The organism is Nocardioides nanhaiensis (genome assembly GCF_039542785.1).
Classification (GTDB): Bacteria; Actinomycetota; Actinomycetes; order Propionibacteriales; family Nocardioidaceae; genus Nocardioides; species Nocardioides nanhaiensis.
The window spans coordinates 985,892-1,009,103 of the sequence record NZ_BAABIM010000002.1 but is presented as its reverse complement, the minus strand read 5'-3'; the positions used below and the strand labels follow the sequence as shown (position 1 = coordinate 1,009,103).

The 23,212-nt window shown below is 74.5% G+C and carries 23 protein-coding genes; 17 read left to right on the top strand and 6 right to left on the bottom strand.

The features are described 5' to 3' along the window. The first annotated feature begins 21 nt into the window (after nucleotides 1-21). The 5 genes from ABD948_RS12925 (at nucleotide 22) to ABD948_RS12905 (ending at nucleotide 5,594) form a co-directional block, all read left to right on the top strand. Complete coding sequence (locus ABD948_RS12925) at nucleotides 22-879, top strand: cyclase family protein (protein ID WP_345266396.1); 858 nt, start codon at nucleotides 22-24, stop codon at nucleotides 877-879. Then, the gene (locus ABD948_RS12920; RefSeq protein WP_345266394.1) at nucleotides 872-2,311 is read left to right on the top strand and encodes an MmgE/PrpD family protein; all 1,440 of its coding nucleotides are present in this window, start codon (nucleotides 872-874) and stop codon (nucleotides 2,309-2,311) included. Before ABD948_RS12925 ends, ABD948_RS12920 begins: the two co-directional genes overlap by 8 nt. Before the next feature lie 50 nt (nucleotides 2,312-2,361). Next, complete coding sequence (locus ABD948_RS12915) at nucleotides 2,362-3,822, top strand: dihydroorotase (RefSeq protein ID WP_345266392.1); 1,461 nt, start codon at nucleotides 2,362-2,364, stop codon at nucleotides 3,820-3,822. Next, nucleotides 3,788-4,669 (top strand): HpcH/HpaI aldolase/citrate lyase family protein, encoded by an 882-nt coding sequence (locus ABD948_RS12910; protein WP_345266390.1) that lies wholly within the window; start codon nucleotides 3,788-3,790, stop codon nucleotides 4,667-4,669. Before ABD948_RS12915 ends, ABD948_RS12910 begins: the two co-directional genes overlap by 35 nt. Before the next feature lie 64 nt (nucleotides 4,670-4,733). After that, nucleotides 4,734-5,594 (top strand): hypothetical protein, encoded by an 861-nt coding sequence (locus tag ABD948_RS12905; RefSeq protein WP_345266388.1) that lies wholly within the window; start codon nucleotides 4,734-4,736, stop codon nucleotides 5,592-5,594. Nucleotides 5,595-5,722: 128 nt separating this feature from the next. Here ABD948_RS12905 and ABD948_RS12900 read toward each other — a convergent pair whose 3' ends face one another. The 4 genes from ABD948_RS12900 to ABD948_RS12885 form a co-directional block, all read right to left on the bottom strand. After that, nucleotides 5,723-6,043 (bottom strand): hypothetical protein, encoded by a 321-nt coding sequence (locus tag ABD948_RS12900; RefSeq protein WP_345266386.1) that lies wholly within the window; start codon nucleotides 6,041-6,043, stop codon nucleotides 5,723-5,725. 126 nt (nucleotides 6,044-6,169) lie between these two features. Further along, on the bottom strand, nucleotides 6,170-6,625 hold the full coding sequence (locus tag ABD948_RS12895; RefSeq protein WP_345266384.1) for a nuclear transport factor 2 family protein: 456 nt from the start codon (nucleotides 6,623-6,625) through the stop codon (nucleotides 6,170-6,172). 31 nt (nucleotides 6,626-6,656) lie between these two features. Beyond that, nucleotides 6,657-8,825, bottom strand: a complete 2,169-nt coding sequence (locus ABD948_RS12890; protein ID WP_345266382.1) for an ATP-binding protein — start codon at nucleotides 8,823-8,825, stop codon at nucleotides 6,657-6,659. 34 nt (nucleotides 8,826-8,859) lie between these two features. Further along, nucleotides 8,860-9,834, bottom strand: coding sequence for a response regulator (locus tag ABD948_RS12885; RefSeq protein WP_345266380.1), 975 nt, complete (start codon nucleotides 9,832-9,834; stop codon nucleotides 8,860-8,862). Between the two features lie 112 nt (nucleotides 9,835-9,946). On the opposite strand from ABD948_RS12885, the gene ABD948_RS12880 reads away from it, so the two are divergent. The 3 genes from ABD948_RS12880 to ABD948_RS12870 are packed head-to-tail and all read left to right on the top strand — an operon-like array spanning nucleotide 9,947 to nucleotide 12,531. Further along, entirely contained in the window at nucleotides 9,947-10,339 is a 393-nt protein-coding gene (locus tag ABD948_RS12880; protein ID WP_345266378.1) for a response regulator, read from the top strand. A gap of 36 nt (nucleotides 10,340-10,375) precedes the next feature. After that, nucleotides 10,376-11,815, top strand: coding sequence for a phytoene desaturase family protein (locus tag ABD948_RS12875; protein ID WP_345266376.1), 1,440 nt, complete (start codon nucleotides 10,376-10,378; stop codon nucleotides 11,813-11,815). Between the two features lie 44 nt (nucleotides 11,816-11,859). Further along, nucleotides 11,860-12,531 carry a GNAT family N-acetyltransferase gene (locus ABD948_RS12870; RefSeq protein ID WP_345266374.1) on the top strand — a complete coding sequence of 224 codons (672 nt, stop codon included), beginning with the start codon at nucleotides 11,860-11,862 and terminating at the stop codon, nucleotides 12,529-12,531. Between the two features lie 139 nt (nucleotides 12,532-12,670). On the opposite strand, the gene ABD948_RS12865 is transcribed toward ABD948_RS12870, so the two are convergent. Next, entirely contained in the window at nucleotides 12,671-13,912 is a 1,242-nt protein-coding gene (locus tag ABD948_RS12865; protein ID WP_345266372.1) for a hypothetical protein, read from the bottom strand. A 115-nt stretch (nucleotides 13,913-14,027) separates the two neighbouring features. Between ABD948_RS12865 and ABD948_RS12860 the strand changes: the two genes are divergently transcribed. From ABD948_RS12860 to ABD948_RS12840, 5 genes are all read left to right on the top strand, one after another. Continuing rightward, nucleotides 14,028-15,317, top strand: a complete 1,290-nt coding sequence (locus tag ABD948_RS12860; RefSeq protein ID WP_345266370.1) for an MFS transporter — start codon at nucleotides 14,028-14,030, stop codon at nucleotides 15,315-15,317. A gap of 126 nt (nucleotides 15,318-15,443) precedes the next feature. Then, the gene (locus tag ABD948_RS12855) at nucleotides 15,444-16,493 is read left to right on the top strand and encodes an NAD(P)-dependent alcohol dehydrogenase (RefSeq protein WP_345266368.1); all 1,050 of its coding nucleotides are present in this window, start codon (nucleotides 15,444-15,446) and stop codon (nucleotides 16,491-16,493) included. A gap of 116 nt (nucleotides 16,494-16,609) precedes the next feature. After that, a complete protein-coding gene (locus ABD948_RS12850; protein WP_345266366.1) occupies nucleotides 16,610-17,788 on the top strand; it encodes an acyl-CoA dehydrogenase family protein in 1,179 nt (392 codons plus the stop codon). 23 nt (nucleotides 17,789-17,811) lie between these two features. Next, nucleotides 17,812-18,384, top strand: a complete 573-nt coding sequence (locus ABD948_RS12845) for a TetR/AcrR family transcriptional regulator (protein ID WP_345266364.1) — start codon at nucleotides 17,812-17,814, stop codon at nucleotides 18,382-18,384. A gap of 26 nt (nucleotides 18,385-18,410) precedes the next feature. Next, entirely contained in the window at nucleotides 18,411-19,079 is a 669-nt protein-coding gene (locus ABD948_RS12840) for a response regulator transcription factor (RefSeq protein ID WP_345266362.1), read from the top strand. 132 nt (nucleotides 19,080-19,211) lie between these two features. Here the strand turns inward: ABD948_RS12840 and ABD948_RS12835 are convergent, their stop codons facing one another. Continuing rightward, nucleotides 19,212-19,910 (bottom strand): methyltransferase, encoded by a 699-nt coding sequence (locus ABD948_RS12835; RefSeq protein ID WP_345266360.1) that lies wholly within the window; start codon nucleotides 19,908-19,910, stop codon nucleotides 19,212-19,214. A gap of 121 nt (nucleotides 19,911-20,031) precedes the next feature. On the opposite strand from ABD948_RS12835, the gene ABD948_RS12830 reads away from it, so the two are divergent. The 4 genes from ABD948_RS12830 to ABD948_RS12815 are packed head-to-tail and all read left to right on the top strand — an operon-like array spanning nucleotide 20,032 to nucleotide 23,207. Further along, the gene (locus ABD948_RS12830; protein ID WP_345266358.1) at nucleotides 20,032-21,030 is read left to right on the top strand and encodes an iron-containing redox enzyme family protein; all 999 of its coding nucleotides are present in this window, start codon (nucleotides 20,032-20,034) and stop codon (nucleotides 21,028-21,030) included. After that, nucleotides 21,027-21,224, top strand: a complete 198-nt coding sequence (locus ABD948_RS12825; protein WP_345266356.1) for a CDGSH iron-sulfur domain-containing protein — start codon at nucleotides 21,027-21,029, stop codon at nucleotides 21,222-21,224. The genes ABD948_RS12830 and ABD948_RS12825 overlap by 4 nt, the downstream gene beginning before the upstream one ends. 32 nt (nucleotides 21,225-21,256) lie before the next feature. After that, nucleotides 21,257-22,186, top strand: a complete 930-nt coding sequence (mmuM, locus tag ABD948_RS12820; RefSeq protein ID WP_345266353.1) for a homocysteine S-methyltransferase — start codon at nucleotides 21,257-21,259, stop codon at nucleotides 22,184-22,186. 4 nt (nucleotides 22,187-22,190) lie between these two features. Then, complete coding sequence (locus tag ABD948_RS12815) at nucleotides 22,191-23,207, top strand: alcohol dehydrogenase catalytic domain-containing protein (protein WP_345266351.1); 1,017 nt, start codon at nucleotides 22,191-22,193, stop codon at nucleotides 23,205-23,207. The last annotated feature ends 5 nt before the right edge of the window (nucleotides 23,208-23,212 follow it).

Sequence of the window (23,212 nt, the reverse complement as noted above, 5' to 3'; positions counted from 1 at the left end):
GAGACCAGAAGGAACAACGACGTGACCACCCTCAGGCCGGCCGGCACCCCGGCACGCAGTGCGGCCTCCCCCCTGCTCGACGTGCTGGCCGCCGGCATCGAGGTCTTCGACCTCGGTCGTCCGCTGACCGTCGGCATGCCCCAGTCCCCGAACCACCCCGCCTACTGGCACTCCCTGCCGCGGCGCCACGGAGACATGGTCCGCAGCGACGGCGGCTCGGCGGCCAACGACATGATCAGCATGGGCACCCACGTGGGCACCCACATCGACGCGCTCGCGCACGTCTCGCACGAGGGCAAGCTGTTCGGCGACGTGTCGGCCGCCGGAGCCCTCAGCGGCGGCCGCTACGCCGAGCTCGGCGCGCACACCATCGACCCGATGGTCTGTCGCGGAGTGCTGCTCGACGTCCCGGCCGCGCTCGGGTCGCCAGCTGGCCTCGACGCCGGGTACGAGATCACCCGCGCCGACCTGGAGACCACGGTCGAGGTCCAGGGCACCCGTCCCGTGGCTGGGGACGTGGTGCTCGTGCGCAGCGGGTGGGGCCGGCGCTTCGACGAGGGAGCCCCGTACGTGGGCGGTGAGTCCGGAGTCCCCGGCGTCGGTGAGGACGGTGCGCGCTGGATCGCCGAGCACGAGGTGCGCGCCACCGGTGCTGACACCATCGCCTTCGAGCGGCTCGCCCCGGGCGCGGGACACAGCGTGCTCCCGGCACACCGGGTGCTGCTGGTCGAGAACGGCATCTACATCGTGGAGGCCCTCGACCTGGAGGAGTTGGCCGCCGCTCGCCAGCACGAGTTCCTCTTCGTCCTCTCCTCTCTCGCCCTCTACGGTGCCACCGGATCACCGGTGCGCCCGCTGGCGGTGGTCTCCCGTGGCTGAGCACGCGCAGGAGCACACCCTGGCCCAGCAGCTGGCCCGGTTCGCCGTGGTCAGCGCCCGCGACGGTGTGCCCGACGAGGTCAGTCACAGCGTCGTGCAGCGCGTGGTCGACGTACTCGGGCTCTGCCTCGCAGCACGTCCCCTGGCCACGAGCATCGCCGTGACCGAGCACGCCTTGGAGGCCGGAGGTGCCGAGCACGCTCACGCCGTCGGTGAGGGCGTGCGCCTGCCGGCACCCGCGGCAGCGTTCGTGAACGGCGTCCTCGCCCACTCGCTCGACTACGACGACACCCACCTGCCGTCGGTGCTGCACCCCAGCGCCAACGTGGTGCCGGCGGTGCTGGCGGCCGCCGAGCACGCGGGCGCCACGGGGGAGCAGGTCGTCCGCGCCGTGGCCGTCGGGCTCGAGGTGGCGGTGCGGCTGGGCATGGCCGGCTACGACGAGGAGCTCGGGAACTCCGTCTACTTCGAGCACGGTCAGCACGCCACGTCCATCTGCGGGGCCATGGGCGCGGCGATCGCCGCCGGCATGGTCCTCGGCCTGGCTGAGGACGAGCTCGTGCACGCTCTCGGCCTGGCGGCGTCCAAGGCCTCGGGGATCCTCGAGGCCAATCGCACCGGGGGGACGGTCAAGCGGCTGCACTGCGGTTGGGCCGCGGAGTCCGGGGTGGTCGCCGCCCAGCTGGTGGCCCGGGGCTTCACCGGTCCTCCCTCGGTGCTCGAGGGACGGTTCGGCTTCTTCGAGTCCTGGTTGCATGGCGACAAGATCGACCTCGACGCCGTCGACCGAGACCTCGGAAGGGTGTGGTCGGTGCCAGGCATCTTCTTCAAGCCCTACCCGGCCAACCACTTCACGCACGCGGCCGTCGACGCCGGCATCGTGCTCCGGGAGCGCGGCGTGCGACCCGACGACGTGCGACGTCTCGTGCTGGGCGTCGCGTCGGCCCCGCTGCGCACCATCGGACAACCACTGTCGGTCAAGCAGGCGCCGGGCACCGGCTACCAGGCCCAGTTCAGCGGTCCCTACGCGCTCGTCGTGGGAATGCTGGGCGGAGCAGGCCTGGGTGCCGGCCTGGCCGACTACACCGACGAGCTGGCCGTGGATCCCGTGCGCCGTGCCCTGATGGCGAAGGTCGAGGTCGTCGCCGACGAGCAGTGCGATCGCATCTTCCCGCAGCAGTTCCCCGCCGTCGTCACCGCCGACCTGCGCGACGGCACCAGCCAGCGCGTGGAGGTCCTGGTCAACCGCGGTGGACCGGACCGGCCGCTCAGCGACGAGGAGCTCGCCGTCAAGTTCCGGGAGAACGCCGCGGCGACGCTCGCCCCCGCCCAGCTGGCCGCCGTGGAGCAGCGCCTCGCGCGCCTGCGCACCGGAGGTCCCGTGCACGACCTGATGGCGATGCTGGCACCGACCGCCGTCGCCGTGGCCTGACCGGCCCGTCCAGTCCCGACCCGCTTCCAGACACGAAAGAGGCACCGCACATGGATCTGCTGATCAGGAACGTCCGCGCCGTCACGCCCGACCACGACGAGCCGATCGACGTCGACATCGAGGTGGCGGACGGTCGCATCGTCCGCCTCGCCCCCGGCATCGAGGTCGCAGCCGACGTCGAGGTCGTCGACGGCGATGGACGGCTGGCCTTCCCCGGGGTGGTCGATGCCCACCAGCACTGGGGCATCTACAACCCCCTCGCCGAGGACGCCGTGACCGAGAGCCGCGCCTGTGCCCAGGGTGGCGTCACCACGGGCATCACGTACATGCGCACCGGCCAGTACTACCTGAACAAGGGCGGTGAGTACGCGGAGTTCTTCCCGGAGGTGCTCGACACCGTGCGCGGACGGGCCCACGTGGACTACGCGTTCCATCTGGCGCCGATGATGGGCAAGCACATCGAGGAGATCCCCGATCTGGTCGGGCAGCACGGCGTCACGTCGTTCAAGGTCTTCATGTTCTACGGCAGTCACGGCCTGCACGGCCGGTCCGCGGACCAGAACTCCTTCCTGATGATCCCCGAGGGGGAGCGCTACGACTACGCGCACTTCGAGTTCGTGATGCGCGGCATCCAGCGGGCCCGCGAGCAGTTCCCCGACCTGGCGGACGAGATCTCGCTGTCGCTCCACTGCGAGACGGCGGAGATCATGGCCGCCTACACCAAGCTGGTGGAGGACGCAGGCGAGCTGAGCGGCCTCGAGGCGTACCACGAGAGCCGTCCGCCGCATTCCGAGGGACTCGCCATCAGCATCGCGTCCTACCTCGCCCACGAGACCGGGCTGCCCACCATCAACCTGCTGCACCTGACTTCCCGCAAGGCCGTCGACGCCGCGCTGCGGATGGCGCAGGCCTTCCCCCACATCGACTTCCGCCGCGAGGTGACCATCGGGCACCTGCTCGCGGACATCCACTCGGCGCCCGACAACGGGGCCAAGGTCAACCCGCCGATCCGTCCTCGCGAGGACGTCGAGGCGCTGTGGGAGTACGTGCTTGACGGGACCATCGACTGGGTGGTGTCCGACCACGCATGCTGCAAGGACGAGATGAAGTTCGGGGATGACCGCGACGACGTGTTCGTCGCCAAGTCCGGGTTCGGCGGCACCGAGTACCTGCTGGCCGGACTCGTCACCGAGGGGACGAAGCGGGGACTGCCGCTGCGTCGGGTAGCCGACCTCTTGGCGGCCAACCCTGCTCGCCGATTCGGGCTGCGCACCAAGGGTTCGCTGGCGCCGGGGTTCGACGCGGACATCGCCCTGGTCGACCCGCACGCCTCCTGGACCGTGCGCGCCGCGGAGTCGGAGTCGACCCAGGAGTACACGCCGTTCGAGGGCTTCGACATGACGGCTCGGGTGACCGACACCTTCCTGCGCGGGCGACACGTGCTGCGCGACGGCCAGGTCGTGGGAGAACCCCGGGGTGAGTACCTCTCGCGTCCGACCACGCGTGGCTGAGTCGGTGCTGCGCCCGGCGCGGAGCTACCTGTACGTGCCCGGTGACCGCCCCGACCGCTTCTCGTCGGCTGCCGCCAGCGGTGCGGACGCGGTCGTGCTCGACCTGGAGGACGGAGTCGGCCCGGCGGGCAAGAAACTCGCGCACGAGGCCGTGCGGGACCACCAGCGGGTCGCGGGGTGCCAGTGGTGGGTCCGTGTGGACAGTGCGTGTCTGGAGGACGGCGTCCGGTCGGCCGTCCGCCCCGGTACCCATGGAGTCCTGCTGCCCGGGGCGGAACCGGATCTCCTGACCGAGCTCGACGAGCTCTTGGGCGATGCCGAGACGTCCGCGGGTGTTCCGCCACTGGCAGTCGTGGGACTGCTGGAGACCCCGCTGGGCGTCGCGGAGGCGCGTGCGGTCGCCCGGTCGCGCCGCGTGCACCGCCTGGGCATCGGCGAGGCCGACCTGTCCGCGGCGCTCGGCATGGTGCCGTCGGGTGACCGGCACGAGCTCTGGGCCATTCGCAGTGACGTCGTGGTGGCCTCTGCCCTTGCGGCGATCGCTCCTCCGGTCGGTCCTGTGCAGACCGACCTGGACGACGAGCAGCTGCTGCGCAGCTCGACCGAGCAGCTGGTGCGCCAGGGCTTCGCCGCCCGCACGCTCATCCACCCCCGTCAGGTGGGCCCCGTCCACGAGGCGTTGGCGCCGACGCCGCGCCAGGTCGACGAGGCGCGCAGCGTGATCGCCAGCTTCGAGGAGGCCGGGTCGGCGGGAGCCGGTGTCGCTGTCGACCCCCGGGGACGGTTGGTCGACCTGGCCGTCGTCCGCTCTGCCCGAGCTGTGCTTCGCAGGGCCGGAGAGGGCTGAGGCCGCGCTACGTCGCTCCGCCTACGCTGCCGTTCATGTGTCCCTGCGCAGCGGGTCGTGCGGAGTGAACCGCCACCAGGCAGTCCTCACCGGCGAGGCGGCCCGGCTGGTGGCCTGGCTCGAGCAGCGCGGTCTGGTGGTGCGTACCCACCCGGCGCTGCTGGAGGGCACGCCGGTGCTGGTGGTGCGGGCGGCGGTGCCGGGGCTGGGAGAGGCTGGCCTGGCTCGTGACGAGCTGTGGTGGCCGGTGTCGCCAGAGGGCGACCAGGTGCTGCTGCACCCCGACGTGCACGAGGCGCAGGCGTGGTGGGTGGAGCGGGCGCTGGGCCGCGATCCCGTGCGGGCCACGCCACCGGCCGACGTCACCGATCGTCCGCAGCCACCCGCCGAGGTCTCTCCACGGCGCTGGCGGCGCGCTGAGCAGGAGGTCGGGCACGTGGGGCCGCCGGCACGACGTCCTCGGGGCGCGCTGTGGCGGTTCGTGGCCGTGATGGCGGGCGTGGCGATCTGCCTGGCCCTGCTGATCCCGCTCCTGCGCACGGTGCGGGACGTCCGCAGCGAGGGCCGAGCCGAGGAGGCGGCGTCGCTGCTGGCGCCGGCGGTGGCGGGGGAGCTGGCGGCCGGTGGCGAGGCGGACGAGGGGCGGGCCGCGCAGCTGCTGCGTGAGGTCGTGCCACCGGAGACCCGCGAGATGCGTGGGCGCTATGCCCGCGGGGACCTGCAGGTGGGCTGGGTGGTCCGGGACCCCACCGTCAGCGACCCCGGACAGGCGGCGCTGTGCGTCGAGATGCGGTCGCTCCCGGGCGACGACGTGTACGCCGCTGCCTGGGCGGTCGGGAGCGAGGTCACGCGTAGCCAGCGAGGCGTCGGGTGCGGCGCCACACCGCAGGACTGGGAGGAGGCGTCGGCGCGGGCCGGCGACTGATTCCTCCCAGGGGCCCGACTCGTCCTGCAACGGGAGAGTGAGACGACGACGGGCCCGACCCCCGCAGGGATCGGACCCGTCGAGCGCGTCCGCGCGTCAGGCGCGGGGAGCGCGAGGTGCCACCGAGGTCACTCGGCGGTGGCGCACTCCGTGAGGTCCTCGGTGAGGATGTCCTGCAGCGCTGCTTCGTCCTCGTCGCTGCCCTCGTAGCTCTCGTCGCCGTCGACGAGGGACTGCAGCGCGTCGTCGGAGAGGTCGGAGGCCTCGAACGCCTCGGCGACGCAGGAGATCTGCTCCTCCGTCAGCGTGTCGGCGACCTGCTCGCCGACTGGGTTGTCGGTGTCGTTGAGGGCGCTCTCGATCTCGGAGGCCGAGGGTCGGCCACCGCCACCACCGCAGGCGCTCAGGGTCAGGGCCACGACGGCCACGGCCGCTGCGAGTCGCTTCATGTCTGGTTTCCCACTTTCACCGATGGGGGCCGTCGCGGCGTGGGTGCCACAACGGTTGGGTGAGCTCACCCTAGTGGCGTCCTTCCCCCCGGGTGACGGCGGCAAACCGGCGCGGCCGCCTCGCGGTCAGTGCCCGCCTGACCTCTCGAAGACCATGTCGTCCAGGTGCCAGTAGCCGCGCAGGTTCGTGAGCTTGCCGCGGGCGTCGGTGCGGTAGCAGAACACCCCGCGCACCGTGCTGGTGAGCCCGTCGTCGAAGCGGCTGGTCAACGTGAGGATGTGCGCGACCTCGGAGGGGTCGCTGGAGCGGAAGGTCTCCTCGCAGGCGACGCTGAGCCGGTTGGGCCCGATGTTGGTGTCGTAGAAGGCCTCGACGGCCTCCTTGCCGCGTACCCCGTGCCCGTCGGGATTGGTGATCGTCTTCCCGATGGGGTCCTCGATGACCACGTCGTCGGCCATCAGTCCCAGCCAGCCCTGCTTGTCGTGGGTCTGCACGCACTCCCACGACCGGTGGGAGGCCCACAGTGCGGGGAGGGCCTGACGGTCGACGGTGCCGGGGTCGGGCTGCTGCGAGGAGGTCACGGCCGCAGCCTGCCACCAACGCGACGAGGCCTCAACGACTCCGGGCGGGCGACCCGTCCGGCGCCAGGGGCAGGTCGAAGACGAACTCGGTGCCCGGCCCGTCGGGACGCGCCCGGCAGGCGATGGCGCCGCCGTGGCGGGTGACGATGGTCCGGCAGATCGAGAGCCCCAACCCGCTGCCCCCGTAGCGGTCGTCGCCGGCATGGGCGCGGTGGAATCGTTCGAAGATCCGGTCGCGCTCGGCCTCGGGGACGCCGATGCCGTGGTCGGCCACGACCACCTCGAGCCGGTCGCCGCGGCGGCTGCCGTGCACCTCCACCCGGGCGCGTTCGCCCGGCGTCACGTACTTGACGGCGTTGCCCACCAGGTTCACGAGCAGCTGGCGGATCAGCTCGGGGTCGGCCAGCACCGGCGGCAGGTCGCCGACGCGGAGGTCGAGGTCCTGCTCCAGGTCGTCCTCGAGGTCCAGGGCGACGGCGCGCAACAGGCCGTCCTGCCCGTCGAGCACGAGCGGCTGCAGGTTCAGCTCCCCACCCTCTGCCGTGGCCTGGTCGAGCAGGTCGCTCACCAGGTCCCGCAACCGGTCGGTGGAGGAGCGGGCCCGCTGCAGGGCGACGGCGGCGCGGGTGACGGCGGCGTCGTCGGGGTCCTCCTCGAGCATGGTCAGGGCCAGGTCGAGCCAGCCGCGCAGCGCCGTCAGCGGGTTGCGCAGGTCGTGCGCGGCTACTCCGGCGAACTCGGCCAGGCGCTGGACGGCGCGCCGGTGCTCGGTCACGTCGCGGTAGACCACCAGCGAGCCGCGCCGCTCACCCAGCTCCTGGCCACCGCTCAACGAGGCCGCGGTCACCGCGAGGATCCGCTGCTCGCCGTCGGGGCGCTCCAGGGCGAGGTCCTGGGCGGCGAGCCTGCCCTCGGCCAGCACGCGTCGCGCCGGGTGGTCGCCATCGGCGACGACGCCGCCGGAGAGGTGGTGCAGCGCCACCTCCGCGGTGTGCTGGGCGCCCAGGCGCGGAGCGTGGCCCACCAGCGTGCGGGCGGCTGCGTTGCTGCGCACCACGGCACCGTCGGCGTCGCTGACGACGAGGGCCTCGGCCATCGACTCGGTCATGGTGTCGAGCAGCTCGGCGCGGGCGGTGGTCTGCGCGTGCAGGTGGTCGAGGTCGGCGGTGAGCGCGTCCCGCCGGTCGCGACCCGTGGCCACCGCGAGCACCGTCAGCAGGAGCAGCAGCAGGAACATCTCGGTGACCAGGGCAGCCAGGTCGGCGTCCCCGACGTTGCTGAACGGTCCGTCGCCCGCGCGGGTGAGGGCGATCGCGACCATCCCCAGCACGGTGGTGTGCGTGACGGCCGCCAGCGTCGAGAAGCGGGTGGCGGCCCAGACGCCGAGGCTGATCAGAACCCAGGCCATCGGGACCGTCTGCTGGGTGAACGCCAGGGTGTAGGCGACCACGGAGACGGTGACGAGGGCGACGGCCTCGACGGGTCCAGCGCGCACGACGGCCGCCGGCGGCCGCTCGCCCCGGCGACGCTGGTCGAGCCGCTCCCAGACCAGGTGACCGAGGATCCCGACCAGCACCAGACCCGTGAGGTTGCGACCCCACCACACGAGCGACTCGACGGCGCCCGGCCGCTCGCCGAGCGCCACCGCCAGGCCGAGGCCGAGCAGGGCGGCCGCGCCCGTGCCCAGCACGACCGCGCAGATGCCGCGCACCAGCGCGGCCGGCGCGTGCAGGCTGCCGACGCCTCCGGTGCCGAGGACGCCGGGAACCCAGCGCCGCACCAGCAGGACGCAGGCGAGCGACTGCGTCGTGGTGGTGACCACCAGCGGTACCGCCAGCGTGGTGGGGGTCTCCGCGACGGCGAGGGCGCACGCCTGCACGAGCATGACGACGCCCAGGCACGCGCTCATGGCCGGCACGGTCGGAGGACTGGAGAGCAGCCACAGGAACGCCACCCCGGCCGCGGCCACCACCAGGCCGAACGTGCCTCCCTCGGGCACGGACGCCCGGTTGACGAGCACCAGCAGACCGAAGCTCGTGGCCCACGCGACGCCGACGAGCAGACGCCGCGGCAGCGGCGCGCCGTCGTCGGTCGTCGCCGGCGCCTCGGCTGTCGAGGCGCCCACGGGCTCGGCCGTCACGACGGCGCCCGCCGCCCCGGGTGCGGGCCCGTGGCCCGTCCCCTCCTGCTGTACCACCACGCCGGCTCCCCCCTGTGACGTCGGCACCCACCGCTCAGGCGGGAGCCGCCCCGTGGCCGCCACGCGGACCGCCGTGGTCTGGTTGCTGTGCTGTCTCTCGCGCCGCCTCGCGTGCCGGGCTCAGCTGGTCGACGAGCGCACGCACCCGGGTCAACCGCTCGGTGGCGGCGTCGTGGTCACCGGTGCGCAGGTGGGCACCCAGCCCGGCGAGCGCGGCGTCCAGGCGGTCCCAGCCGTCGCCGCGCCAGCCGACGGCGGCCGCCTCCTCGGGCGGGGCGGGAGCCGGCGCCTCCGACGCGCCGGCGGGCGAGGCGGCGGGCGAGGCGGCGGCCACCCAGCGGTAGCCGATGCCGGACTCGGTGCGCACGTAGGTCGGCCGTGCCGCGTCGTCGTCGAGCTTGCCGCGCAGCGTGCGCACGTGCTGGCGCAGCGTGGCCTGCGTCTCGGCGCCGTGGTTGGCGTCCCACACCTGGCTGACCAGCCAGCGGTGCGTGAGCAACCGCCCGGGCTGGCGGGTCAGCGCCTCCAGCAGGCGCCACTCGATCGAGGTCAGTCGCACCTCGACTCCGCCGACCAGCAGCTGGTGCAGGGCGGTGTCGAGCGTCACCTCCCCGAAGTGGCGGCGGGGGGAGGCGGCGTCGTCGTGGCCCGTGCTGCGCCGCGAGACCGCGCGCAGGCGGGCCGCGAGGTCCCCGGCGTCGAAGGGCTTGTGCAGGAAGTCGTCCGCGCCGGCGTCGAGCGCGTCGACGCCGACGCCGCGGCGGGAGGTGCCCGAGAGCACCAGCACGGGCACCTCGGTCCAGTCCCGCAGGCGCCGGATCACCTCGAGGCCGGTCATGTCGGGCAGCCCGAGGTCGAGCACCACCAGGTCGGGGTCCTCGCTCGCCACCAGGTCGAGGCCCGCGCCACCCGTGCGAGCGCCCAGGGAGTCGTAGCCGAACCGTTGCAGGAAGGCGTGCAGGACGTCGGTGGTCTCCTGCTCGTCCTCGATCACCAGCACGGTCGCCACGGCGCCACGGTAGTGCCGAGAGCGGGGCTCGCGAGGGATTGCTTCACAACCTCTTCACACCTCACCGTCCACAAACCTTGGACGCGAGGCGCCGACGACCGAGACTCAGGGGGTGACCCACGTGCTGGTGGCCGACGACGAGGCCGACATCCGCGACCTGGTCACGTTTGCCCTCGAGGCGGTCGGCTTCCGGGTCACCGCGGTGGCCGACGGCGCCGCGGCGCTCGAGCTGCTGCAGGGCGGCGGCATCGACGCCGTCGTGCTCGACAACTCGATGCCGGTGATGACCGGGCTCGAGGTGCTCGAGGCGATGGACGACCTGCCTGCCGAGGGTCGTCCGGCGCTGCTGATGATCTCGGCCATGGCGGCGCGCGCCGACGTCGACCGCGCCCGTCGCGCCGGCGCCGACGACTTCCTCTCCAAGCCGTTCGAGATGCGGGTGCTCTCGCGCCGGGTGCGCGAGCTCGTCGCCGACCGCGCGGCGGGCGGGCCCGCCCCCGTCTGACCAGCCGTCTGACCAGGGGTCCGACACGATGGAGCGGTGAGCCCCTCCTCCCCCCGCGCCCGCGACGCCGTCGTCGTCGGCTCCGGCCCCAACGGCCTGGCCGCCGCCGTCACCCTCGCGCAGGCCGGGCACCGCGTCACCGTGCTGGAGGCGGCGGACGAGATCGGCGGTGGCACCCGGACCGCCGAGCTGACCCTGCCCGGTCTGCCGCACGACGTCTGCTCGGCGGTGCACCCGCTCGGCGTGGGCTCGCCGTTCTTCTCCTCCCTGCCGCTGGCCGAGCACGGCCTGGTGTGGCGCTGGCCGGAGGTCGACATGGCACACCCGCTCGACGACGGCTCGTGCCCGGTGCTGCTGCGCGACCTGAAGCGCACCTGCGCCGGCCTGGGCGAGGACGCGACGGCGTGGCGGCAGGTCTTCGGCCCGGTAGCGCGCAGCTTCGACGCCGTCGCGGCCGAGGTGCTGGGACCGATGCTGCACGTGCCCCGCCACCCGCTGGCGCTCGCCCGCTTCGGGCTGCGGGCGGGCCTGCCGGCCACCGTGCTGGCGCGCCGCTTCCGCACCCCGCAGGCGCGCGCCCTCTTCGCCGGGTCGGCCGCCCACGCCTACCAGCCGCTCAGCGGGCTGGCCACCGCCGCCGTCGGCGTGGTGCTGACCGCCGCGGGCCATGCGCGGGGGTGGCCGGTGGCCGAGGGCGGCTCGGCCGCGATCAGCCGCGCCCTCGCCTCGCTGCTCACCTCTCTCGGCGGCACGGTGGTGACCGGCCACCGCGTGCGCTCGCGCGCGGACCTGCCGGCCGCCGACGTCACGCTGCTCGACACGGGGCCGGGGGCCGCGGCCGAGATCCTGGGCGACGCCCTGCCCTCGGGCACCCGCAAGGCCTACCGGCGGTTCCGCTACGGCGCCGCGGCCTACAAGGTCGACCTGGCCGTGCGCGGCGGTGTGCCGTGGAGCGCGCCCGAGGCGCGGCGCGCCGGCACGGTGCACGTGGGCGGCACGCTCGAGCAGGTGGCCGCCGCCGAGGCCGACGCCGCCGCCGGGCGGATGCCGGAGCGACCGTTCGTGCTGGTGGCGCAGCAGTCGGTGGCCGACCCCACGCGCGTGCGCGACGACGTGCACCCGGTGTGGGCCTACGCGCACGTCCCGAACGGCTACGACGGTGACGGGTCGCCCGACCCGGTGCTCGACCAGATGGAGCGCCTGGCCCCCGGGCTGCGCGAGCGCGTCGTCGGCGTCTCGGTGCGCACGGCCACCCAGCTGGAGGCCGACAACGCCAACTACGTGGGCGGCGACATCGCCGGCGGCAACAGCGACCTGCGCCAGCTGCTGGCCCGGCCGCGGGTCTCGCCGGACCCGTATGCCACCGGCGTCCCCGGCGTCTACCTGTGCTCGGCCTCCACCCCGCCCGGCGCCGGCGTGCACGGCATGTGCGGCTACCGCGCCGCCACCAGCGCCCTGCGCCACCTCGCCGGCTGAAAAACCACCTGACGCCCGCGCGGCCCGGCTGGGAGGGTGCGCGGGTGCTCGAGGACTGGTGGCCCCTGTTCGGACTCGTCCTGCGCACCCCGCGCGTCGAGCTGCGCCTGCCGCGCGAGCCCGAGGTGGTCGCCTTGGCGGAGCTGGCGGCCGACGGCGTGCACGCCCCCGGTGAGCGGCCCTTCCTCACCCCGTGGACCGAGGCCGGTCCCCTCGCCCGGGCCCGCGAGGTGCTGGGCGGGCACTGGGAGCGGATGGCGGACTGGCAGCCCGAGGTGTGGCGGCTGGGTCTCGGGGTGTTCGGCGTCGACGACGGGGAGCCGCGGGGGATGGTCACCCTGCGGGCCACGGAGTTCGCCAGCCGGCGCGAGGTCAGCACCTCCTCGTGGCTCGGCCTCGCGCACCACCGGCGCGGGTACGGCACCCAGGCCCGCGTCGCGCTGCTGACCCTCGCCTTCGACCACCTGGGCGCGGCGTGCGCCACCACCGAGGTCTTCCCGGACAACGCCGCCTCCCAGGGGGTCTCGCGTGCCCTCGGCTACGAGCACGACGGCATCTCGCGCGACGTGCGCGAGGGCGAGGTGCTCGTCTCCGACCGGCTGCGGCTGTGGCGCACCACGTGGGACGAGCCCGACCGCCGCGCCACCCGCCCCGCCGTACAGGTGCTCGGCCTCCAGCCCTGCCGGGAGCTGTTCGGCCTCGCCGACCCGTCGTGAGTGCGCACGGCTCACCCGTCGACCCGTCGTGAGTGCGCACGGCTCACCCGCTGACCCGTCCCTTCTGCGCACAGGTCGGCGACCCACCCGTCCCTTCTGCGCACAGGTCGGCGACCCACCCGTCCGCCCGCGCGCCGGGTCAGCGGATGGTCAGGGGCAGCGAGGTACGGGGCTGAAAGGCGAAGGCGGCGCCGCCGCTGAAGCGCGTGACGGCGACGGCGGGGTGCTCGGGGGCGGGGTCGGAGCGGCGGACCACGGTGGCGGTCCACTCCTCGGGGTCGCCCTGCAGCTCGACGTCGAGACGGGGGTCGACGGCGCGCACGATCGCCCGCAGCGGCTCGGGGGAGTGCGGCCCCGTCAGGGCGAGCCAGCCGCCGTCCTCGTGGGCGGGCGAGGCCGCGACGCGCACGGTTGCGCCGTCGCGCTCGAGCGCCACGTAGGCGGCCGGGTTCAGCGCGGGGTGGAGCGCGAGCACCCGGGCGGCGTCCTCGGTCGAGCGACCCAGGTCGAGCAGCGGCGCGAGCGCGCGGTGCAGCCGCTCGGCGGTGAGACCGGCGTGGCCCACGAGCTGCTGGAGCACCACGTGGCGGCGCTGGTCCGCGGTGGCGCGCTCGGCCACCGCGGCGTGGAAGGCCAGGTTGAGCAGGTGCATCTGCAGCACCACCTCGTCGGCGATGCGCGCCAGCGCGGAGGCCGAGAAGGTGGCGAAGTCGACGTCGGCCACCAGGGGGCCGGAGTAGTCGGCCGCGCCGTCGTCGGGTCCGCGGCTCGGGTCGATCGGGTCGAGCTCGAGCGTCGCCGCCCGGGTGCGCGCGTTGACGGCGAGCAGGGGCGTCGGCTGCGCGGGCTCGGCGTCGTCGTCGATCCGCACGGTCCAGGCGCAGTGCGGCGCACGGTCGGCGGGGGTGCGGGGCGGCCGGTGGACCGGCCGGACCTGGGCGTGCGGGTTGGTGGCGACCGCGGTGGCGTCGAAGGTGGGGTCCTCGATCTCGTGGCACATGCGGCGCACGTAGTCCTCGCCCATCGGCTCGACGTCGAGCAGGGCGCCGCAGTGGTCGAGGTGGAACTCGCCGTGGGTCTCGTCGTGCACGGTGTAGCGGAAGTCCATGAACTGCGGCGGGGCGCCGATCTCGAGCTGCATGCCCTTGAAGATGGTCGTGACGCCGGTGCCCTCGAAGCGCAGCGCCCGCTGCATGCGCTGCGTGTAGATGGGACTGGCGGCCGCCCACTCCTCGATGGCGACCTCGGTCATCCCGTCCGGGCCGAGGGCGGCGATGCAGTGCGCCATGCCGGAGCGGTCGATCAGGTGACCGGTGAGCAGCAGCTCGGGCACCAGCACCGCGAGCTGCGCGCGGGTGAGGTCGGCGTAGCGGCTCGACATCGGACCTCCGGTAGAACAGGTTCCACTGACACGCCAGTTATAGACACCTGTCCAGCCACTTGTCCATCGCGGTCGCCGAGGTGGCGCCGGCGCGGCGCGGTGCGAGCATGGCGCCGTGAGCTCCGAGGCCCTGCCCACCCGCACGGGCGCGACCGCGCCGCCGGACCGCGCCGCCCTGCAGCGGCGCACCCTGGCGACGGTGGCGCTCAGCCAGGTGCTCGGCGGCGCCGGCATCGCGGCGGGCATCACCGTGGGGGCGCTGCTGGCCGAGCAGCTGCTGGGCAGCGGCGGGCTGGCCGGTGTGCCGACGGCGCTCTTCACGCTCGGCTCCGCGCTGAGCGCCTACCTGGTGGGCCGCCTGACCCAGGTGCGCGGACGACGGCTGGGGCTCGGCCTGGGCTTCGCGGCCGGCGCGCTGGGGGCGGCCGGCGTCGTGGTGGCGGCCGTGCTCGGCTCGGTGGCGCTGCTGCTGCCCGCCCTGTTCGTCTACGGCGCGGGCACCGCCACCAACCTGCAGGCCCGCTACGCCGGTACCGACCTGGCGCTGCCCGAGGAGCGCGGCACCGCCGTCAGCACCGCCCTGGTCTTCACGACGCTCGGTGCCGTGGCCGGCCCGAACCTGGTGGGTCCGCTGGGGCGGCTCGCGGAGTCGGTGGGGCTGCCCGCGCTCTCGGGGCCCTTCGTGCTGGCCTCGGTGGCCTACGGCGCGGCCGGCCTGGTGATCTGGGTCCGGCTGCGACCCGACCCGTTCCTGGTCGCGCGCGAGCTGGACGCCGTCGCGGAGCCCACGGCCGGTGTCGGGGCTCCCGAGCTGCCCGCCTCCGGGGTCCCGGACGACACGCTTCCCCGCGGTGTGATCGTGGGCGGCACGGTCATGGTGCTCACCCAGGTCGCGATGGTGGCGATCATGACGATGACGCCGGTGCACATGCGCGACCACGGCCACGGCCTGCCCGCCGTCGGTCTGGTGATCAGCCTGCACGTGGCCGCGATGTTCCTGCCCTCGCTGGTCACCGGTCGCCTGGTCGACCGGGTGGGGCGGGTGCCGATGGCCATCGCCTCCGGCGTCGTGCTGCTGCTCGCGGGCGTGACGGCGGCGCTGGCGCCGGGTGACTCGCTGGCCATGCTGGTGCTCGCGCTGGTGCTGCTGGGCCTGGGCTGGAACATCGGCCTGATCGCCGGCACCACGCTGGTCGTGGACGCCACCCACCCGGGCAACCGCGGTCGCGTGCAGGGCAGCCTCGACGTGCTGGTGGCGCTGGGCGGTGCGGGTGGCGGCGCGGCCTCGGGCGTCGTGGTGGCCGGCACCGGGTTCAGCACCCTGGCGCTCGCCGGCGGCGTGCTCGCGCTGCTGCTGGTGCCCGTGGTGCTGTGGTCGCGCCAGGAGGCGTCCGCGCGCTCCTGAGGAGCTGCCGTGAGGTGACACACGCTCGCCTCCGACGGCGGTCGCGGAGCCGGTCACGGGGTACCTGTCGTGTGCCACAGAACGTGGACACCACGACCGAGACACCACCGATCAGGGAGGAACTCCGTGACGACCACGGTCCCCGCACTGTCCGTCAAGTCCGCCGACGACACCTTCAAGGCCGTCCACCTCGAGCGGCGCGACCTGCGCCCGGACGACGTGCGCATCGACATCAGCTACGCCGGCATCTGCCACTCCGACATCCACACCAAGCGCGAGGAGTGGGGCCGCGCCCGCTTCCCGCTGACCCCCGGCCACGAGATCGTCGGCACCGTCGCCGAGGTCGGCGACCAGGTGACCGGCTTCTCCGTGGGCGACACGGTCGGCGTCGGCTGCTTCGTCGACTCCTGCATGGAGTGCGCCGCGTGCAAGGACGGCGAGGAGATGTTCTGCGAGCAGGGCGTCATCCAGACCTACGGCGCGAAGGACCGCCACGGCGAGATCACCTACGGCGGCTACAGCCAGCAGGTCGTCGTGCGCGACCACTTCGTCGTGCGCGTGCCCGACAGCCTCGACGCCGCCGCGGCCACGCCGCTGCTGTGCGCCGGCATCACCACCTACAGCCCGCTCAAGCGCCACGGCGTCACGCAGGGCACCAAGGTCGGCGTCGTCGGCCTGGGCGGCCTGGGCCACGTGGCCGTCAAGATCGCCGCCGCGATGGGTGCCGAGGTCACGGTGCTCAGCCGCACCGACGCCAAGGCCGAGGACGGCAAGAAGTTCGGGGCCACGCGCTACGTCGCCACCGCCGAGGAGGGGGCGCTGGACGAGCTGGCCGGCAGCCTCGACCTGATCCTCAACACCGTCGGCTCCGCCGTCGACCTCGACTCCTTCCTGGGTCTGCTGACGCGTGGCGGCACCATGGTCAACCTCGGTGCCCCCGAGGAGGCGCTCGAGGTGGGCGCGTTCTCGCTGCTCACAATGCGTCGCGCGGTCGAGGGCTCGATGGTCGGCGGCCTGCCCGAGACCCAGGAGATGCTGGACTTCTGCGCCGAGCACGGCATCACGGCCACCGTCGAGGTCATCAACGCCGACCAGGTCGACGAGTACTACGACAAGGTCGTCGAGGGCGACGTGCGCTACCGCGCCGTCATCGACGTCAGCACGATCCAGGCCTGACGGCGGCCGCCGGCACGTGCGGCGGCAGGTCCGGTAGCAACGGGCGGGGTGCCAGACAGTACTGAAAGACGTACTCTGGTACTCCGCCCGTTCTCGTCGTCCGCCGGAGGTTCCTCATGCCCGCACGCCGCACCCTGGCCAGCCAGGAGCACGCCGACCTGCTCACCCTCGTGCGTGAGATCTGCCGCGACGAGCTGGCGCCCCGCGCCGCGGAGGCCGAGGCCGAGGCGGTCTTCCCCCGCGAGGTGTTCCGGCTGCTCGGCAAGACCGGTCTGCTCGGGCTGCCCTACTCCGAGGAGGAGGGCGGGGGCGGGGTGCCCTACGAGGTGTACCTGCAGGTGCTCGAGGAGATCGCCGCGGTCTGGGCCTCGGTCGGAGTCGGCGTCAGCGTGCACGCGCTCTCGTGCTTCGGCCTCTCCACGCGCGGCACCGCCGAGCAGAAGCAGCGCTGGCTGCCCGAGATGCTCGCCGGCGACCTGCTCGGCGCCTACTGCCTGAGCGAGGCGCACGCCGGCTCCGACCCCGCCGCCATGCGGACCACGGCGCGCCGTGAGGGTGACGAGTACGTGATCGACGGCGCCAAGGCCTGGACGACGCACGGTGGCGAGGCCGACTTCTATAAGGTCATGGCGCGCACGTCACAGGAGCGCAACGGCATCTCGTGCTTCCTGGTGCCGGCCGACGCCCCGGGCCTGCGCGCCGACAACCCCGAGCGCAAGATGGGCCTCACCGGCTCGACCACCGCCACCATGCTCTTCGAGGGCGTGCGCGTGCCCGCCGAGCGACGCCTGGGGGAGGAGGGCGACGGGCTCAAGATCGCGCTGGCGGGCCTCGACGCCGGCCGCCTCGGCATCGCCGCCTGTGCCGTCGGGCTGGCGCAGGGGGCGCTCGACGCAGCCCTGGCCTACGCCCAGCAGCGCGAGGCGTTCGGGCAGCGGATCATCGACCACCAGGGCCTCTCCTTCGTGCTCGCCGACATGGAGGCCGCCGTCGCCTCCGCGCGCGCGACGACCCTGCACGCCGCGCGGCTCAAGGACGCCGGCCTGCCGTTCGGCCGCGAGGCCTCGATCGCCAAGCTGGTGGCCACCGACCACGCGATGAAGGTGACCACCGACGCCGTCCAGGTGCTCGGCGGCGTCGGGTACACCCGCGACTTCCCCGTGGAGCGCTACATGCGCGAGGCGAAGGTGATGCAGATCTTCGAGGGCACCAACCAGATCCAGCGGATGGTGATCGGCCGCCACCTCGACCGCGACAACACCGGCACCATCGCCCAGGCTGCGCCGTCGGTGTGAGCCGCGGCGTGGCTCCGACGGGGGTGTCGAGGTCGCCCCGGCACGCGGAGCTGGTGGAGCAGCTGGCCGAGCTGTTCCTGGCCGAGGGCTTCGCTGCGTTCGGCGTCGGCGACCTGGCAGCGCGGCTGCGCTGCTCGCGCAGCACGCTCTATCTCGTGGCGCCCAGCAAGGAGCAGCTGGTGCAGGTGGTGCTGCGCGCGTGGTTCCGCGGTGCCGCCGAGCGGATCGAGGCGCGCGTGGCCCGCGCCGGCGGACCGGCCGCGGCCCTGCGCACCTACCTGAACGCCGTCGCCGAGGAGCTCGCCCCGGCCTCGCCGGCGTTCTACGCCGACCTGGCGGCCCACCCCCCGGCCGCCGCCGTCTACGCGGAGAACACCGAGCACGCAGCGCGACGGGTGCAGGAGCTGGTGCGTGACGGCGTGCGCGCCGGCGAGCTGCGGCGCGTGGACGCCGCCTTCGTCGGGGCGGCGGTAGCCCAGCTGATGCACGCCATCCAGCGCGGCGCCATCGGCGAGGCCACCGGGCTCGACGACGCGCGCGCCTACCGCCGCCTGGCCGACCTGGTGCTCGACGGGCTCCGGGTGCGGTCGGGCTGACCGGCGCCGACCCCTATCCTGGGGGCATGCCCGCGCCGTCGTCCTCCTCCCCGATCCGCGTCGCGGTGGTGAACGACTACGAGCTGGTGGTGGCCGGTGTCGCCGCCGTGCTCGCGCGGCACGCCGAGCAGGTGCGCGTCGTCGAGCTCGACAGCCGCCTGCCGGTGGCCTCCGACGTCGACGTGGTGCTCTACGACTCCTTCGGCCAGCCGCAGGGCGAGATGATCGACGTCCCGGGGCTCGTCTCGAGCCCCGACGCCCGGGTGCTGATCTTCAGCTGGAACGTGCAGCCCGAGCTGGTCGAGGCCTCGCTGAAGGCCGGTGCGGCCGGCTACGTCTCCAAGAGCGCCGACGGCGAGGCGCTGGTCGACGCCATCCAGCGCGTGCACCGGGGTGAGACCGTGCGCCCCGCCGACGAGCCGGTGGAGCAGCCGGTCGTGGGTCGCTGGCCCGGCGAGGAGCAGGGGCTGAGCCCGCGCGAGGCCGAGGTGCTGGCGCTGATCTGCCAGGGGCTCAGCAACCAGGAGATCACCGAACGCGCCTACATCGGGCTCAACACCGTCAAGACCTACATCCGCAGCCTCTACGCCAAGATCGGCGTCGAGAGCCGCACCCAGGCCGTGCTGTGGGGCGTCGACCACGGGTTCCGACCCGACCGGTCGCGTCGTCTGCTGCACGACGCCGACAACGGCTGAGGTCGGGACGCCGCAGGTCCCACGCGCCCCACCCGTCACTGCTTTACCCGGTTGGCCGGTGATGGTGCGACTTGTCGGCCTGAATATTGGCCGACAAGCGTGGAGGTACCCGGCCGACCGGGTAGATCCCCGCTAAGCGCCGGACGCCCCCGGCACCGCAGCCGGCCGGTAGTGCGCGACGACACCGCGGGGGAAGGTGCGCACCTCCTGCAACGCCAACCCCAGGCGCGCGGCGTCGGGTCCGAGCGCGTCGACCTGCGCCTCGGTGCCCAGCTGCAGCAGCACCGAGCCACCGGGCAGCAGCGCCCCTGCGGCCACCTGCAGGCACACCACCGCGACGTCGAGGCCGGCCGGGCCGCCGTCGATGGCTCGCAGGGGGTCGCGGGGGTGCTGGCCGGTGAGGTCGGAGGGCACCCACGGCGGGTCGGCCTGCACCAGCGCGAACCGCTCGCGCGGCGTCAGCGCCTCCTCCAGCGGGCTGCAGCGCACCTCCACCCGGCCGTCGCCGCCGCGGGCGGCGGCGTTGGTGCGCGCCCAGGCGCACGCGACAGGGTCGGCGTCGACCATCACCAGCGCGCGGCCCGCGCCGAGGGCGGTGAGCAGACCGATCTGGCCGGCGCCGGCGCAGAGCTCCAGCACGTCGCCGCGGGGCCCGGCGGTCAGCAGGGCGGCGCCCCACTCGGCCTGGGCGGTCGTCCACGGACGCGGCTCGAGCACGCGGTCGTCCCAGCCGATGCGCAGCGGACCGAACTCGGTGGAGCGAGGGGCGCCGGGGCGGGGGGCGGCCGGACGCGGTGGTCCGGGCAGGGGGGCGGTGGGCTGGGCGTCCATCGTTCCACCCTGCCCGGGTGGCCGCACCTGCCACACCGCCCGAAAGGGCGAGTGGGAGGTCGGGTCGCCGCTCACCCGTGCGGGTGGGTGCGGGACGTGGCCGGAGGGGGACTGGCCCGCCATGCGATGCCCCACTGCCCGGGGTCGGCTCTCGAGCGCGGTGCGCGAGGCACTGCTGGCCGACCGCCCCCTCGACGCCGATCCGGACCACCGCCTCGACCCCGGCCCCACCGCCGACGACGAGGGCGACCGGCAGCTCGCGCTGTGGATGCTCTTCGAGCTGCACCACCGGGGGTTCGAGGACGTGCCCGACGACGCCGAGTGGCGCCCGGACCTGCTGGCCCTGCGGCGCGACCTCGAGCGCGACCTCGAGGCCCGCTGGCGCGAGCTCGCGGCGCCGCTGCTGGCCGAGCACGCCGCGCAGGCCACCGGCGACCTCGCGACCGACTTCTTCGCGCTGTGCGAGGCCGACACCGGCCCCTCGGTCGCCGAGTTCGTGCGCCGCCGCGCCACCACCGAGCAGCTGCACGCGGTGCTGCGGCAGCGGTCGGTCTACCACGGCAAGGAGCAGGACGCGGCCATGTGGGCCGTGCCCCGCCTGGACGACGAGCCGACCGCGCACCTGCTCGCCGTCGCCTACGACGAGTACGGCAACGGCTCACCCGACCAGGTGCACAGCCGTCTGTGGGCGGGCGGCCTGCGTGCCGCCGGTGTCGACGACGCCTACGGCGCCCACGTGGGCGAGGCGGTGCCGGAGGTGCTGGAGCAGAACAACCTGATGGCGATGCTCGGCCTGCAGCGCCGGCTGCTGCCCGCGTCGCTGGGCCACCTCGCCGCGTTCGAGGTGACCAGCGCCCTGCCCTCGCAGCAGTGGGTGCGCGGGCTCGAGCGCCTCCGCGCGCCCGAGGAGCTGACCGGCTACTTCCGCGAGCACGTGCTGGCCGACTCGGTGCACGAGCAGGTGGCCGTGCGCCAGCTGCTCGGCAGCTACCTGGGGGGGGCGCCCGACCGGCGCGACGACGTGTTCTGGGGTGGCGCGGTGTGCCTGCTGGCCGAGGGGCGCGCCGGTGCTGCGGTGCTGCGGGCCGTCGGTGCGGACGAGCACGAGGTGGCGGCGTGAGCGCCCCGCGCTGCGCGGTGCTGCTGTGCGCGGACGGACCGCTGGTGGTGCGCGGTCCGGTCACGGTGGAGGACGAGCAGGGCGCGGTGCACACCAGCGAGCGCTCGGTGGTGGCGCTGTGCCGCTGCGGGCTCTCCGCGCAGCGCCCCTGGTGCGACGGCACCCACAAGCGCGCCGGTGCCTCGGGCGGCTGACCGGCTGGGCAGCGGGCGGCCATGATGGGGGCGTGACGACGCCCAGCGACCCGGCCGGCCCCCGCCTCCTCGACGGCGGCCTCTCGACGGCCCTGGAGCAGCGCGGCCACGACCTCTCCTCGCGCCTGTGGACCGCGCGGCTGCTGCTGGAGCAGCCGGCCGAGGTGGCCGCCGTGCACGAGGCCTACTACCGCGCGGGTGCCGACGTCGCCACGACCGCCTCCTACCAGGCCAGCGTGCCCGGGCTGGTGGCTGCGGGCGTCGGCGAGCGCGAGGCGCGGGAGGTGGTGCGCAGCGCGGTGCGGGTCGCCGTCGAGGTGCGCGACCGGCTCGCGGCCGAGCTCGGCCGTCCGCTGCTGGTGGCCGCCTCGGTGGGCCCCTACGGCGCGCACCTGGGCGACGGGTCGGAGTACCGCGGCCGCTACGGCGTCGGCGCCGCGGCGCTGCGCGACTTCCACGGCCCGCGCCTGGAGCTTCTGGCCGCCGAGCAGCCCGACCTGGTCGCCGTCGAGACCGTGCCGGACGCCGAGGAGGCCGAGGTGCTCGTGCCGCTGCTCGCCGAGCTGGGCCTGCCGGCCTGGTTCGGCTACTCGGTGGCCGGGGGCGCCACGCGGGCCGGTCAGCCGCTCGAGGAGGCGTACGCGGTGCTCGCGGGCTGTCCCGCGCTGGTGGCGGCTGGTGCCAACTGCTCGGCCCCGCGCGAGGTGGGTGAGGCGCTCGCCGTCGCGGCACGCGTGACGGGGCTGCCCGGTGTCGGCTACCCCAACCGCGGCGAGACCTGGGACGCCGAGGCCAAGCAGTGGCGCGGCGACGGCGGCTTCGACGTCGCCACGGTCGCGAGCTGGGCCGCTGGGGAGGACGCGGCCGCGTTCGTCGGTGGCTGCTGCCAGGTGGGCCCGGCCGACATCGCCGACCTGCGGGTCGCCCTGTCCGCGGAGCGTGGTCGACCCCTGGCAGGCTGACCAGGTGCGCGCCTGGGTGTTCGAGGAGTTCGGTGGTCCGCTCGAGCTGCGCGAGGTGGCCGACCCCGGCTGCCCCGCGGACGGCGTCGTGGTGCGGGTGGAGGCCACGGGCCTGTGCCGCAGCGACTGGCACGCGTGGTCGGGGCACGACGACGGCGTCGCGCTGCCGCACGTGCCGGGCCACGAGCTCGCGGGCGTCGTCGTCGAGGTGGGCGCGCAGGTGCGTCGGCACCGGGTCGGCGACCGGGTGACCACGCCGTTCGTGCTGGCCTGCGGTGCCTGCGAGCCGTGCGCACGCGGCGAGGGTCAGGTGTGCGCGGCGCAGGAGCAACCCGGGTTCACCCGCTGGGGCTCCTACGCCGAGCTGGTCGCGCTGCCCCGCGCCGACGTCAACCTGGTGCCGCTGCCCGCCGAGCTCGGGTTCACCGAGGCCGCCCTGCTGGGCTGCCGGGTGGCCACCGCCCACCGCGCCGTCGTCGCCGTCGGCGGGGTGCGGGCCGGCGAGCAGGTGGTGGTGCACGGCTGCGGCGGCGTCGGTCTGTCGGCCGTGGCCGTCGCGGTGGGCCGGGGTGCGCAGGTGCTGGCGGTCGACCCGGCGCCGGCCTCGCGCGCGCTGGCCGAGCGGCTCGGGGCGCGCACCGCGCTGCCCGGCGAGGTGCCGCCCGCCGCCGCCGACCTCTCCCTCGACACCTTCGGCAGCCGCGCCACCGTCACCGCCTCGCTCGCCTGCCTTCGCCCGCGCGGCCGCCACGTCCAGGTGGGCCTGCTCGGCGGCGAGGACGCCGGCACCGGCGCGGACCTGGGCCAGGTGGTCGCGCGCGAGCTGCAGGTGCTGGGCAGTCACGGCATGGCGGCCGCCGACTACCCCGGCCTGCTCGCGGAGGTCGCGGCGGGCACGCTCGACGTCGCCGGACTGGTGCGGGCGCAGGTGCCCCTGGTCGACGCCGGACCGCTCCTGACGGCGCTGGGGGAGCCCGGCGCGGGCGCCGGCGGCATGACCGTGGTGCTGCCCCAGACCTGATCGGG

What these genes read in the sequence shown, in the direction of transcription:
- ABD948_RS12865 (WP_345266372.1), bottom strand. Translation starts at nt 13,912, where the DNA reads ATGTCGAGCCGCTACGCCGACCTCACCCGCGCGCAGCTCGCGGTGCTG.
- ABD948_RS12900 (WP_345266386.1), bottom strand. Translation starts at nt 6,043, where the DNA reads ATGAAGCGACTCGCAGCGGCCGTGGCCGTCGTGGCCCTGACCCTGAGC.
- ABD948_RS12840 (WP_345266362.1), top strand. Translation starts at nt 18,411, where the DNA reads ATGCCCGCGCCGTCGTCCTCCTCCCCGATCCGCGTCGCGGTGGTGAAC.
- ABD948_RS12850 (WP_345266366.1), top strand. Translation starts at nt 16,610, where the DNA reads ATGCCCGCACGCCGCACCCTGGCCAGCCAGGAGCACGCCGACCTGCTC.
- ABD948_RS12915 (WP_345266392.1), top strand. Translation starts at nt 2,362, where the DNA reads ATGGATCTGCTGATCAGGAACGTCCGCGCCGTCACGCCCGACCACGAC.
- ABD948_RS12830 (WP_345266358.1), top strand. Translation starts at nt 20,032, where the DNA reads ATGCGATGCCCCACTGCCCGGGGTCGGCTCTCGAGCGCGGTGCGCGAG.
- ABD948_RS12835 (WP_345266360.1), bottom strand. Translation starts at nt 19,910, where the DNA reads ATGGACGCCCAGCCCACCGCCCCCCTGCCCGGACCACCGCGTCCGGCC.